The organism is Klebsiella sp. HN106 (assembly GCF_051209435.1).
In the GTDB taxonomy this organism is placed as follows: domain Bacteria; phylum Pseudomonadota; class Gammaproteobacteria; order Enterobacterales; family Enterobacteriaceae; genus Klebsiella; species Klebsiella oxytoca.
Genome location: NZ_JBLURD010000003.1, coordinates 123,624 through 136,555 on the forward strand (window position 1 = coordinate 123,624; position 12,932 = coordinate 136,555).

Sequence of the window (12,932 nt, forward strand, 5' to 3'; positions counted from 1 at the left end):
CCGTTTGGCCACTAAAGAGCCGTTCCCGGATCGCGGCGCAAAGCGCCTCATCCGGGCTACAACCGCGTATGCGGCTTTTCGTAGCCCGGTCGAGCGCAGCGACGCCGGGAGTTGTTCCCTTTACAAATGCACAGCCCCTCCGTTTTCGCAAAGCAATTAGCGTCAGAGCAAGGCGGTAAACGAGGGAATCCCCGGGAGCGTACATTAAGTACGTGAATGGGGTGAGCGAGCGCAGCCAACACGGCTATGGCGTTAATTGAGAAGCGAAAAATGAATTACCATCAGTACTACCCGGTAGATATTGTTAACGGTCCGGGCACCCGCTGCACCCTGTTCGTTTCCGGCTGCGTTCACGAGTGCCCCGGCTGCTACAACAAAAGCACCTGGCGGCTGAACTCCGGCATGCCGTTTACCGCCGAGATAGCCGACCGCATCATTGCTGACCTCAACGATACGCGCATCAGGCGCCAGGGGATCACGCTTTCCGGCGGCGACCCGCTGCACCCGCAGAACGTGCCGGAGATCCTTAAGCTGGTGCAGCGCGTTCGCGCCGAGTGCCCCGGCAAAGATATCTGGGTATGGACCGGCTACAAGCTGGACGAACTTAACGACGCGCAGATGCAGGTGGTGGATCTCATCAACGTACTGGTTGATGGCAAATTTGTGCAGGATCTCAAAGACCCGGCGCTAATCTGGCGCGGCAGCAGCAATCAGGTTGTGCATCACCTGAGATAGCCTCTCGCGACAGCCGTTTATTGACGTTCCGATAGACGGCTAGTTTTTCTCGTTTTCCCACAGGAATAACCTAAACCTTCAATCACCACCTCATCCCGAACCTGATACACCAGTCGGTATCCCGCTGATTTCAGCTGAATTTTATAGCAGTCGGGTCAGCCGCGAAGATTCAATATGAAGGTTCTCCAGCACAACCGCCAGCTGACTTTTGAACTGCTCTTTTACGGTTTCACCCAGCTTATACCATTCTCTGGCAGCGCATCTCAAAACCGGCTGACGCACTCCATGGCCACCGCTTTAAACTCAGCAAAGCTGCGGGTGGCAGCAAGGCGGGTCATTGCGCGCTCGCGCAGGAAGGTGACGAAAATATCGTAGATCGCCATCGCCTCTTCATACTCGCTTTTACTGATGGCGAGCAGGAAGATGATATGCGCGGTTTCATCGCCCCAGGCGATGCCGTGCGGCGCAATCACGGTATAAACCACGGTCTTTTTTGCCAGCAGCCCGAGGGCGTGAGGTAGCGCGATCCCGTCGCCAAGCATGGTACTGACGATAGCCTCACGCTCCGCGACCGAATCATGGAACTCCGCCCCGACAAACCCCTCCTGCTGCAGCTGCTGGCACAGCGTAGCAAACAGCGCCTGCTGATCCATCGGGGTATCTATCACCTGAAAGTGGGTCTCATCAAAATACTTATTCAGCATCCAGGGACGGGTGCGGTCCACCAGCACCAGCTTGCCGATTTGGTCGAGCTGGTAGTCGGTAGGAAATGGCGCAATGGTAACTACCGGCTTATCTTTCTCGCTGATGCGCACGGTGGAAATGACAAAATCTTCCGCGATCTCTTCCCGCTGTTCATATTCGCGCTGCGAGAGGGTGGCGGCAATTTCCAGCTGCGGATACTTACGCTGCAGGATGGCTTCAATCATCCTCACCATCGCGTTGCTGGTATCGCAGACCAGCAGCACCTGAGGCTGGCGCTGGTAGCCGATATTGTAATGGCGCTCCAGCCCGACGCCGATATGCAGCACCAGAAAGCCGATCTCGTTTTCGCTGATGGCGTAGGGGGTATATTTTCCCCAGCTGGATACCGCCGCCAGGGTCATGTCCCACGCCATGGGGTAGTGCTGTTTGATATTTTCCAGAAGCGGGTTGGGGATCATTATCTGGTAGCGCACGCGGGTGATCATGGTCTTAATATGGGTCAGCAAATCCGCATGCAGCTGGGCATCCTCCAGCAAATTATAGTTATATTGCTGATTGATATAGCGCAGGATGTAGTTCACCAGCGCTTCGTCGTCGTCGGCGCTGATAGTCCCCGGATCGACATCCTGCACCTGGCGGGCGGCAAGGTGGACGCACAGCCACTCCTCTTCCGCCGGAGCAAGCGGTTTGCCCGCCAGCTGCTGCATCGTATTTGCCAGCTCGCGGGCGGCATCGCGTACGTTTTGCGCGACATCCTCGGCGCTAAAATCGGCTAAAGGATATCCTTCGCTCACTCGGCGCACGGCAACCGCGCCGTACAGGCAAATAAAGCGCTCCCCGGCGTCGGTCAGGCGAACGTGATGGCGGGTTAGCGTTTCCTGCAGCACGCCAGCCAGCAGCGTCGGTACGCTGGCATCAAACGCTTCTTCACCGATAAGCGGGTTCAGCGGCCCCTGCTGACTTAGCTCCCACAGCAGATCGGTCAGGCAGGCGCGAATGGAGACCTCGCTGCCGAACAGCTTCATACCGTGACGTGGCCGGGTCTCGAGGGTGAGCTGATAACGCTGAAAGCGCTCGCGTACGTCAACCATATCGCCCTGTAAGGTAGCGCGGCTGACGAACCACGCATCGGCCAGATCCTCCAGCTTGATTGAGAAAGCGGAAGTTAAAAAGCGCACCAGCAAAAAGTGGATGCGATCCGCCGCGGTTCGCGGGATATGCTGCGCTTTCGGCGCACTCTCTGCCAGCGTCTGATAGCGCGACGGATCGTGAATCACCAGCTGATAACCGCTGCCGCGGGTGAGGATAAACTGCGCGCCATAGTGCTGCAGCAGCGCGTTCAACGCGGTGATGTCCGCGCGCACCGTGCGAGTAGAAACCGACAGCCGCTGCGCCAGCTCCTCCTGGGGCAGCGTTTCGTTTTGCAACAGGGTAAACAGCTGCGCTAAACGTTGATTGGGAAATCGCATGTCAGTTCCTTTTTCTTACGGCTCAGGGTTGAGCGGATATCACCATCTGCGACGGGCTGCCAACTGGGGTATAGTCCGGAGAGAACGTCAGCCTGCCATCCTTCGGCGCGACGCGAAAGCGGGTGATGTTGTCGCTACGCTGGTTCATGACGTACAGCCACTGCCCCTGACTGTCGAGCGTCAGCGTGCGCGGATAGTCGCCGCGGGTCCAGATATCGTCCTGATGGCGCAGGCTGCCGTCGGCCAGCACCGTAAAGTGGCCGATGCTGTTATGCAGTCGATTAGCAACGTACAGCTGCTTGCCGTCGCGGCTCAGAACCAGACCGGCGGCAAAACTGGTGCCCTTATACGCTTCCGGCAGCGCCGAGACCGTTTTCCCCTCGCGCAACAGGCCGCTTTGCTTATCGAGATGATAGAAAGTGAGCGTCGACGCCTCTTCGTTAATTAACCATAGCCCGTCGCCCTGCGGCGTAAACACAAAATGGCGCGGTCCGGCGCCGGGAGATGAGGCCGCAATAAACGGCGGATCGTTCGGCGTTAGCTTCCCGGTGGCGTTATCCAGCCGGTACTGATAGATCCGATCCAGCCCGAGGTCGGTGGAGTAAACGAACTTACCGCTGGGATCGGCGGCGATCATATGGGCGTGGGGGCCGTTATGATCGCTAATGGCAAAACTGCCTTCGACGGCTGCCGCCGGGCGTTCCGCACCCGCAGGGCCTTGATCCTGATGCACGTCCACCGCCTCGCCCAGGTTACCATCTTCTTTCACCGGCAGCACGGCGATACTACCGCTGACGTAGTTTGCCACCAGCAGATGGCGTCCATCGGAAGTCAGGGAGAGATAAACCGGCCCGGCGCCGCCGGAAGCGACCTGATTCAGCTCACGCAGTTCGCCGTTACTGCCGATGCGCCACGCCTGCACCACACCCTTTTCCACTTCGCTGGCGGCGTACAGGGTTTTGCCATCCGCCGAAACGGTGAGCTGGGCCAGGTTAGGTAGCTTAGCGACCAGCGCTTTATCGCGCAGTTCCCCAGTCTGGTTATCGACGGTAAAGCGATACAGGCCTTCCCCATTGGGGTTGTAGGTACCGACCCAGGCGTACTGGGTTTGCGCAGCGGCGCCGGCGGCAAGCAGAGAGAGTGAAGCAACAAGCAGGTGACGAGCGGTTGGCATGGTGACTCCTTGATGGTTCGGTGGAGGTTTCCCCTTACCCTAATCCTCGCCCATAGGGCCGAGGGCGCAGTTCGGTATTTCTTCGCGCGATCGGCGCAAAAGGCTCCGTCTCTGCTTTTCTCCCTCTCCCTGTCAGGGAGAGGGCCGGGGTGGAGGGGCAATCGGCGCTATTGTACTAACTGTTTGGTGATCGAAAGCAGCTGACGCACGTCCGCCGGGCGGGTATTACCGCTGGCTTTATCAATAATCGAACTGTAGATATGCGGGATAATTTTACTCACGCCGGCGTCCAGCGCGATCTGCAGGATCTCGCCGTAGTTTTCCAGATCGATCCCGCCGGTGGGCTCCAGCCAGAAATCATGACGGGCGCAGGCCTCGGCCACCGCAATAAACTCGTCACGATGCTTTAGCCCGCCCATCGGAAAGTATTTGATTGAACTGCCGCCCATATCTTTCAGCAGGGCAATCGCGGTTTCCAGCGGCACGATGCCATCCGGCGCGCCGCTGCTGAGCGGACCGGTGGAGATCTTCACCCTTCCCGGCGTACCGGTTGGCGACACCAGGCCGTTAACCACGGTTTCGTTCTGGCCCAGCAGCGCGCGGCTGGTCGCCACGCCGGTAAATACCTGGTTGACGTGCTGCGGCTGCACCTGGCGCGAAATTTCGCTGACCATCGCCGACTGGTTCGGGTCGCCCGCGCCCAGCCCCACGGAGAGCGCGTTATCAATCCGCTGCGCGTATTCACGCATATCGGCAACCGCGCTGGCGACGTCCGGGTAATTTTTGGAGAGCACGCCCACCAGTACATGACCTTCCGCCGCCTCATAAATCTCGCTGGCGTTCTCTTTGCTTCCCGCCAGCACGTTCAGGCAGACGCGGTCACGATAAAAATTAGGGGTCAGTTTCATGCGTTTTTCTCCTTGTTCAAAACCTCTGCGATGCGACGGGAGACAATCTCCAGCTGCTGCGCGTTCACGCTGCGGACATCGGCTTCAATAATGCCTTCATTTGCTTTATAGCCACGGAAGTAGATGGCGTATTCGCCCTGCTTCAGCGCATTGACCAGATCGCCGGTGTTGACGCCGGTCACCGCTTCATCAAACTTAATCTCCGCCCGCGCGATATCGCGGCCGGCGCTGTCCCAGACCACGCGCGCGGTGACGCCATCGAGCGTATTAAGCTGCTGAATAAACGGCGTCATCTTCGCCACCATCTCTTCACCGCTCTCTTTGCTCGCCGTCAGATAGTGTTCAATGGCGCAGGTCAGGCCGAGGATCCCCTCTTTACCCACCTTCATCGCCCGGCCAATGCCGTTCGACTGGCGTTTGACCCACTCAACGTATTGGGTTTTGCCGATAACCAGCCCGCTGGTCGGCCCTTCTATCGCCTTCGCGCCGCTATAAATCACCAGATCCGCGCCGGCGCGATAGTAGGCCTGGAGGTCTTCTTCCGCCGCCGCATCGACAATCAGCGGCAGATTATGGCTCTTCGCCACCGCTGCCGCCTGCGCCACGTTGAGCATGCTTTTCTGCACGCAGTGGTGGGATTTGATATACAGAATGGCCGCGGTGCGCGGGGTGATAGCCGCCGCCAGCTGCCCGGCGGAACATTCGTTGGCGTAGCCCGCTTCCACCAGCCTGCCGCCGCCCAGCGCTACCATGGTGCCCACCGGCGCGCCAAAGTTGACGTTGTGGCCCTTAGGCAGCACGATTTCGTTGTTTTCAATCGGCGTCACGTGCAGGTTTTCCAGCAGCCAGTCGCTGTCTTTTACCAGCACCGCCGCCACCGACTGGGCGATGCCCGCCGAGGCGCAGGAGACAACGGTCGCCCCTTCCACGTCCAGCAGCTTCGCAATATACGCGCCGGTTTTATTGACCAGATCTTTCATCTCGAAGTACTGGTTCATCCCCGCCATCGCGGCTTCCACGACTTCCGGTCGCGGCGTCGAGACGCCGAGAATGGTCATGCGTCCGGAGGTGTTAATGACCTGCTTTAAATCATATTTCTCAAAAATCGAAGGCATTTTCCGCGCTCCCTTGTTCGGTCAGATAGCCCTTGCCCGCGCGAATGGCGGCAAGCGGCAGCAGAATCTTGTCGGCCTGAAGGCTCTCTTTTTCAGCATCCACCAGCACCGTTGGCATCTGCGCGAGAGTAAACAGCGTCAGGTCGGCGTCATAGCCCACTTCCAGCCGCCCTTTATGGGAAAGATGCAGGCCTTCCGCGGCGTTGGCGGTCACGCAGTCGATAACCTGCGGCAGCGACATCCCTATAGCGAGGAATTTCGACATCACCAGCGCCAGCGAGCGCACCGGACCGTCGATACGGTTGCGGCAGTAGATATCGGAGCTGATGGTGTGCGGCAGAATGCCCATGGCAATCGCCCGGCGCGCCACTTCGAAGCTGAAGCTGGCGGTGCCGTGGCCGATATCAAGGCGCACGCCGCGCTGTAGCGCGCGGGTAATCGAACTCTTCAGCTCGCCGGACGGCGTCAGAATGCGATTGGGCTTGCCGTTATAGCAGTGAGTAATAATGTCGCCGGAGGTCAACAGATCGGCGATTTCATCCAGATCGGGCGGATTGTTGCCGATATGCACCATCAGCGGCAGGCCGCCGTTTTCCTGCTGAATTGCCTTTGCGCGCGCCAGCGGCGTAATGCCGTTTTCACCCACCACGCTGCTGCTCATCCGCGCCTTCAGGCCGACGATAAAGTTCGGGTAGCGGTTGACCGCCTGCTTCACCGCCTCTGCGTCAATATTCGCCATATTGGCCAGTTCATTCTGGGCAATCAGCCCGACGCGGGAAATGTTAAGCAGGGCATAAACCTCGGTCGCGGCTTTGCGGGTCAGTTGGTAGAAGTCATCAACGTCGTCCGCACCGGTGCTGCCCGCGTCAATCACGGTGGTCACGCCGGTAGCAACCCCCACGCTGTCCGGCTCATCATGGTAAATCGGCGAGTTCGGATAGCAGTGAACGTGAGAGTCAATCCAGCCTGCGCTGACGTAATAGCGGCCGTCCAGTTCAAGGGTTTTGCGCGCAGGCGCGCTAATCTCGCCAAGCGCCGCGATTTTACCGTCCCGGATGGCGATATCGGTCAGGGTATCGTCGACGAGGCGCGCACGGCGCAGGAGTAAATCAAACATATCTCTCTCCTGTTAACGCGGGCGCCGAGGCGCCCGCAGGACTTAACTAATCGCCACCGGGAAGATTGACCCAAGAAGCATGGCGCCAAGGATCGCGCCGCCGGTGATAGGCTTCTGCCAGATGTAGAACAGCAGCGCGCCCACCAGGGAACCGATGCCGATTGGAATAGAAGCGGTCATGGCGCTGAGGATAATCAACGGTCCGAGGAAGCGGCCTGAGGCGTTACCGGCCCCCATCATGACGTCCGCGCCGTAGGTGGAGTCGCTCTGGTTGATGGTGAATTTGCGCGCCAGGATAATGATGTAGCCAATGGCGAGCCCCAGCACCAGGCCAGTGACCAGTGAGGCGGCAAAGTTGGCGACCGGGAAAACAAAGCCCGCGCCGAGCAGCAGCGCCGGAACGCCTAAGCCGACGCCGGTCTGGATCGCCCCGCCGATATCCAGAATCCCCACCAGTGAGCCTTCGATAATACGCGCGAACAGGAAGCTGGCGCCGAACGCCGCTACCGCGCCGTAGGCACCGGTATCAATTCCCGCTTTCAGCATCGCCACGAAGGCGACTTCATTAAACGCGCCGATGCCGTAGAGGTAGTACATATGCGTCCCGGCAAAAACGCCGGCGGAGAGCAGACCAACAAAGATCGGGAACGACCAGTCGGCATACCAAAAACCTTTATTTTGTTCCATGAGAGGCCCCTGTTATTTACCGCTGAGCGAGTTGTGGATCAGTTCCAGCCAGTTCGGCACGGTCAGATGGAAGGATTCAATCATCTTCATGTCGAAACCGCGGAAGAAGCCGCTCAGAACGAACAGCGCGACGATTGCTACCATCATCACTTTGGTGACGCGGTGCCAGCCGCTCTCTTCCACGCCTTTCCCGATCAGGATGCCCAGCACCAGGCCCGGGACGGCGTTACCCATAATCAGCTGCGCCGCGCCGCCGAAAATCGTCGCCCAAAAGCCCGACTTTTTGCCGGCATCAATCGCCGCCAGCCAGAAGATGACCGGCATCACCGTGTTCACCAGCAGGTTTGCCGCCGGAACCAGCACTTTGACCGCCGTCACCTGTAGCGCTTCCGGTACTGAAGAGGCGGTCAGGTTGAGGAAAGCCACAACGATCATGCCGATAATGCCGCAAGCGATGGCCATCTTTTTCGGATCGTGCAGCGTCTCGCCGACGTTGCGGTTTTTGATCATCAGCGCTGCCGCCCCCCAGTTGGGGATGATGCGGTGGTCAACGTCCTGAGTGAAGGAGCCTGCCGCGACGGAAGAGGCCCAGGCGTTGAAGAAGAAGCCCAGACCAAAAGAGAAGTGTGAAGCCGGATCGCCTTCACATGAATTCAGCTCGCCCAAGGTACGAAACGCCCCCATCCCCTGCGTGGTGGGCGCATGAAACATGCGTGCCGCTCCGGCGCCTACGCCGACGCCGACCAGGCCGCCGATGATGAGCGATTTTATTAAAATTATCAGGAACATAGTCTGACCCTTTGGTGAAAATCAGGTTTGCGTGACGAAATCCACTTTATCGAGATTAATGGCGGTCACGGTGACGGTAACGTTCAGCTCCACGCTGTAGGTCCGTCGCTCACGGCGCAGAAAGAAGAATAAAAATGCCTCTTTCCGTACCGCTTCACGCGCATGAACAACCTCCACATCCTGTGGTTCAATACGCAGTAAGATGTGCGGCGACGTTTTCATCACCGCCGCCTGGACATGGTTCAGGGCATCGGCGAAAGCACGCGTTTTGCTCTCGCCTTTGCCGGTAACGCTCACCGTGGTGGTGAATTGCTCTTTCATACTCACGCGCCGTATTTCTTCTTCCAGGCTTCCACCAGGCGTTCGCCCAGTTCTTCTTTATCCATAAAGCCGAAGCCCAGTACGTTGTAGCCTTCGTTGATCGCGGTGACGCCCTCATCAACGGAACGCATGCCATATTTTGCTTTGTAGCCATGCTTATTCTGCGCGGTGATTGCCCCTGCGCCGCCGCTGCCGCAGAAAGAGATACCGAAGGTAGCGTTTTCGGCTTTCATCATGTCGCCCAGTTTCATATCCGCAGCAACGCCCGGAACGACAACGGCGCGAGCGCCAGCTTTTTCCGCACCTGCGGCAACTTTTTGACCTTTACCCAGGCGATCGCCAATAACAACGGTGATTTGTTCCATTTGTATGCTCCTTACAGGTTATCTTTCGCGACTTCGAAGTGGACGGACAGCAGCCAGGCTTCTTCATCTGGCAGATTGCCGAACTGCGCGACCACTTCGCGGGCCAGCATCATTGAATCTTCTGAGATCTCTTCGAACAGGCTGGCATCCACTTCCGGCAGCGGCTCGCCGCTGATTGACCGATGGGCCATCGCCCGAACGTGGGAAGTCAGCATTTGCTCCTGAACGTCGTTGGGAACGATGTTGCGGCGGCTTAATAGCGCGAAAACCTGCTGCAGCATCCTGTCGGCCAGCTGTTCGGTTAGCGTGGCCTGCTCCTCTGGGACGTGTGTTACCGCTCCGTTATTCACTTGAATTACCCCGTTGATGTCTCTGGGGATAACACTAATGCCGGGGGATAAGAGTTTGTAGCGAGTTGTTTTCCACTTCGAAGTGGAAAGAACGACGGCATGTGTGATTCATTTCACATAACCACAGAGAATGTGTTCACTTAGCCAAATTCGCGTGATGGATATCACATAATCGCAGCGCTGGCGGCGCGGAACGACCTGAAGAGAAAAACGCAAAAATGTGATGGAACAGGTTTTTTATCCGCCCGCCAGGCTGCCTGGACAGCGGAAAGGGTTGGGATCAAGGTTGAGGATAGGAACAGGGCTTGAGGTTACCGACCGAGGATTCAGATTTAGATTTGGGGTCTGGTAAGCCGGGCAAGGCGTCAGCCGCCGCCCGGCAGAAATACCTGAAACCTGCAGACGATTAACGATACTTTTTATGATACGTATTGCGGGTGGTTTTAAACTCTTCCGCTGCGGCCTGAGCCTCTTTGACTTTACCTTCGTCAGCCAGCTTCAGCGCGCCGTCAATCTGGCCGATCAGCACATCAAAACCGTGACGATAGTCCTTCATTTCCGCGCTGTCATCCGCTTTACCTTCCAGCTTCGGCGGCGTCTCTTTCTGGGCGTCAACCGCCGCTGTACGCATCTTATTCAGCGCCGCTTTCAGCTCACCGGCATCTGAAGTTTTCTGCACCACTTGCAGGTTCTCGGCAAGGGTATCCATATCTTCGCCCAGATCGGCGAAAGCCGATGCCGAACCAAGCGCAAAAGCCGATACGGCCAGCATCGCTAACAGTTTTTTACGCATTGCTCACTTCCTTTTTTATTATTAAGCACACAGGTGTTATTGACCGGCGATCTTCATCTCCGGCAGCAGTACAGAACCGCACTGAATGTTGCTGCGCGTTTCGATATCGTCGCCGATGGTCACGATATTACGCCACATATCTTTCAGATTTCCTGCAATGGTTATCTCACTGACCGGATACTGAATTTCGCCGTTTTCTACCCAGAAGCCGGATGCGCCGCGTGAGTAGTCGCCGGTGACGCCGCTTACACCCTGCCCCATCAGTTCCGTGACGACAAGACCGGTCCCCATCTCTTTAAGCAACTTTGCAAAACTCAGGCCGCGACCGTTAATACGCCAGTTATGAATGCCGCCCGCGTGGCCGGTGCTCTTCAATCCCAGCTTGCGCGCCGAGTAGTTGGTCAACAGCCACTGGGTTAGTATGCCGTCTTTAATGATATCGCGGCGTTTCGTACGCACGCCTTCGCTATCAAACGGCGTAGAGGCCAGCCCCTTCAGCAGATGCGGATGCTCTTCAATGGTCAGCCAGTCCGGCAGGATCTGGGTTCCCAGCGCATCAAGCAGGAAGGTGGATTTACGGTAAACCGAACCGCCGGCAATCGCCCCGACCAGATGACCAAACAAACCGGTAGCCACTTCATTGGCGAAAATCACCGGCGCTTTCATCGTCGATAGCTTACGCGGCGCCAGGCGCGACAGGGTGCGGCGGGCGCACTCTTCGCCAACCCACTCCGGCGATTGCAGATCGCCAATCGCCCGGCCAATGGTGTAAGCGTAATCGCGCTCCATATCGCCATTCTCTTCAGCAATCACGCAGCTGGAGAGCGAATGGCGAGTCGAGCAGTAGCTCTGCAGCATGCCGTGGCTGTTACCAAACACTTTGATGCCGTAATGGCTGTTAAAGCTACCGCCTTCGGTATTGCTGATGCGTTTATCAGCTTTCAGCGCCGCCTGTTCCGCGCGGGAGGCCAGCTCAATGGCTTCATCCGGGGAAACATCCGCCGGATGGAACAGGTCCAGATCCGGGGCATCAAAAGCCAGCAGTTCTTTATCCGCCACGCCCGCGCACGGGTCCGGCGAGGTGTAGCGGGCAATATCCAGCGCCGCCTGCACCGTGCGGGCAATGGCCTGCGGGCTAAGGTCGGTCGAAGAGGCGCTGCCTTTACGATTCTGATGATAAACGGTGATGCCTAGCGCACCATCGCTATTGAATTCTACGTTCTCCACTTCGCCGTAGCGGGTGCTAACGCCGATACCGGTGGTTTTGCTGACGGAGACTTCCGCGCCGTCGGATTTGCCTGCCGCCAGTTCCAGCGCCGTGGTCACGGCCTCTTCCAGCGTCTTACGCTGTTGTGCAACTTGAGAGATGACTTTCATCGCTAATGCCATAATGTAAGAAGGAGTTAACTGAAGTCTAACAGAGAACCGTTTTTCAGTGCGCGCCTTAACTGGTAACATTAGTCTCTTTTTTAAGGAGCCTGAGATGACAAAGCAGCCCGAAGACTGGCTCGACGACGTCCCTGGTGATGACGTCGAAGATGAAGACGATGAAATTATCTGGGTCAGTAAAAGTGAAATAAAGCGCGACGCCGAAGAACTGAAGCGTCTTGGCGCGGAAATGGTCGAGCTGGGTAAAAACGCGCTCGATAAAATCCCGCTGGATACCGACCTGCGCGACGCGATTGAGCTCGCCCAGCGTATCAAGAAAGAAGGCCGCCGCCGCCAGCTGCAGCTGATTGGTAAAATGCTGCGCAGCCGTGACGTCGAGCCGATCCGTCAGGCGCTGGACAAGCTGAAGAACCGCCACAACCAGCAGGTTGCGCTGTTCCATAAGCTTGAACAGATCCGCGATCGTCTGATTGATAATGGTGATGACGCCGTTGCGGAAGTGCTGAACCTGTGGCCTGACGCCGACCGTCAGCAGCTGCGTTCGCTTATCCGCAACGCGCAAAAAGAGAAAGAAGGTAATAAACCGCCGAAATCCGCGCGGCTTATCTTCCAGTATCTGCGTGAACTGGCCGAAAACGAAGGCTAATTCTGCATGACTCCCCCGGATTACGGCGCTTGCCCGATCCGGGCGACCCGCCCGCCCGTACAAGCGACATTATCGATCTCTCCCTTCTCCTTTCCCCTGCATTCTGATTGGTTTTAATTTTTCATTTTAATTTCTAATAAGCGTTTAATTTTAACCTTTATTTCACAATAAAACCTGACACGGCAAGACAGCCAACCGCTCTCTTTTCACCACCCTTGAAAAATTAAAATTATAATCACATGATTTTAATGAATTAAATAATATCACCTCGCCTTTAACAGGCTGCCTTTAACAGCAGTTTGCTTATCTTTGATCCATCTCTCAAAACGGTTTTTGTATTTCATACATCATTATAATGAAAAATTAATT

General features: G+C 57.1%; 14 protein-coding genes and 1 pseudogene. 2 read left to right on the top strand and 13 right to left on the bottom strand.

Annotation, left to right across the window (positions count from 1 at the left end; translation table 11 throughout):
• The first annotated feature begins 270 nt into the window (after positions 1-270).
• Entirely contained in the window at positions 271-735 is a 465-nt protein-coding gene (gene nrdG / locus ACSIPU_RS11540; RefSeq protein WP_004108967.1) for an anaerobic ribonucleoside-triphosphate reductase-activating protein, read from the top strand.
• Between the two features lie 10 nt (positions 736-745).
• On the opposite strand, the pseudogene ACSIPU_RS11545 reads toward nrdG, so the two are convergent.
• The 13 genes and pseudogenes from ACSIPU_RS11545 to pmbA form a co-directional block, all read right to left on the bottom strand.
• Positions 746-1,017, bottom strand: a pseudogene (locus ACSIPU_RS11545) (type II toxin-antitoxin system RelE family toxin); the annotation flags it as partial.
• Positions 999-2,909 (bottom strand): BglG family transcription antiterminator, encoded by a 1,911-nt coding sequence (locus ACSIPU_RS11550; protein WP_016809337.1) that lies wholly within the window; start codon positions 2,907-2,909, stop codon positions 999-1,001. The pseudogene ACSIPU_RS11545 and the gene ACSIPU_RS11550, both read right to left, overlap by 19 nt.
• Positions 2,910-2,931: 22 nt before the next feature.
• Entirely contained in the window at positions 2,932-4,083 is a 1,152-nt protein-coding gene (locus ACSIPU_RS11555) for a lactonase family protein (protein WP_064352007.1), read from the bottom strand.
• Positions 4,084-4,250: 167 nt separating this feature from the next.
• Positions 4,251-4,991: a 2-dehydro-3-deoxy-phosphogluconate aldolase gene (gene dagF / locus ACSIPU_RS11560; RefSeq protein ID WP_004108976.1), complete on the bottom strand. Its 741-nt coding sequence runs from the start codon at positions 4,989-4,991 to the stop codon at positions 4,251-4,253.
• Positions 4,988-6,106 (bottom strand): DgaE family pyridoxal phosphate-dependent ammonia lyase, encoded by a 1,119-nt coding sequence (locus ACSIPU_RS11565; protein ID WP_004108979.1) that lies wholly within the window; start codon positions 6,104-6,106, stop codon positions 4,988-4,990. Before ACSIPU_RS11565 ends, dagF begins: the two co-directional genes overlap by 4 nt.
• Positions 6,090-7,223 (bottom strand): amidohydrolase/deacetylase family metallohydrolase, encoded by a 1,134-nt coding sequence (locus ACSIPU_RS11570; RefSeq protein ID WP_017145069.1) that lies wholly within the window; start codon positions 7,221-7,223, stop codon positions 6,090-6,092. The genes ACSIPU_RS11565 and ACSIPU_RS11570 overlap by 17 nt, the downstream gene beginning before the upstream one ends.
• Positions 7,224-7,265: 42 nt before the next feature.
• Positions 7,266-7,910, bottom strand: coding sequence for a DUF4310 family protein (locus ACSIPU_RS11575; protein ID WP_016809340.1), 645 nt, complete (start codon positions 7,908-7,910; stop codon positions 7,266-7,268).
• 12 nt (positions 7,911-7,922) lie between these two features.
• Positions 7,923-8,699 (bottom strand): DUF4311 domain-containing protein, encoded by a 777-nt coding sequence (locus tag ACSIPU_RS11580; protein ID WP_004098075.1) that lies wholly within the window; start codon positions 8,697-8,699, stop codon positions 7,923-7,925.
• Positions 8,700-8,720: 21 nt separating this feature from the next.
• Positions 8,721-9,020 carry a DUF4312 family protein gene (locus ACSIPU_RS11585; RefSeq protein WP_004108982.1) on the bottom strand — a complete coding sequence of 100 codons (300 nt, stop codon included), beginning with the start codon at positions 9,018-9,020 and terminating at the stop codon, positions 8,721-8,723.
• Positions 9,021-9,022: 2 nt separating this feature from the next.
• The gene (locus ACSIPU_RS11590) at positions 9,023-9,385 is read right to left on the bottom strand and encodes an SFCGS family glycine-rich protein (protein WP_004098072.1); all 363 of its coding nucleotides are present in this window, start codon (positions 9,383-9,385) and stop codon (positions 9,023-9,025) included.
• A gap of 11 nt (positions 9,386-9,396) precedes the next feature.
• The gene (locus ACSIPU_RS11595) at positions 9,397-9,735 is read right to left on the bottom strand and encodes a glycine dehydrogenase (RefSeq protein WP_004108984.1); all 339 of its coding nucleotides are present in this window, start codon (positions 9,733-9,735) and stop codon (positions 9,397-9,399) included.
• Positions 9,736-10,141: 406 nt separating this feature from the next.
• Positions 10,142-10,528: a cytochrome b562 gene (cybC, locus tag ACSIPU_RS11600; protein WP_004108991.1), complete on the bottom strand. Its 387-nt coding sequence runs from the start codon at positions 10,526-10,528 to the stop codon at positions 10,142-10,144.
• A gap of 36 nt (positions 10,529-10,564) precedes the next feature.
• A complete protein-coding gene (gene pmbA, locus ACSIPU_RS11605) occupies positions 10,565-11,917 on the bottom strand; it encodes a metalloprotease PmbA (protein ID WP_032757027.1) in 1,353 nt (450 codons plus the stop codon).
• 94 nt (positions 11,918-12,011) lie between these two features.
• On the opposite strand from pmbA, the gene yjgA reads away from it, so the two are divergent.
• On the top strand, positions 12,012-12,563 hold the full coding sequence (gene yjgA / locus ACSIPU_RS11610; RefSeq protein ID WP_016809342.1) for a ribosome biogenesis factor YjgA: 552 nt from the start codon (positions 12,012-12,014) through the stop codon (positions 12,561-12,563).
• The last annotated feature ends 369 nt before the right edge of the window (positions 12,564-12,932 follow it).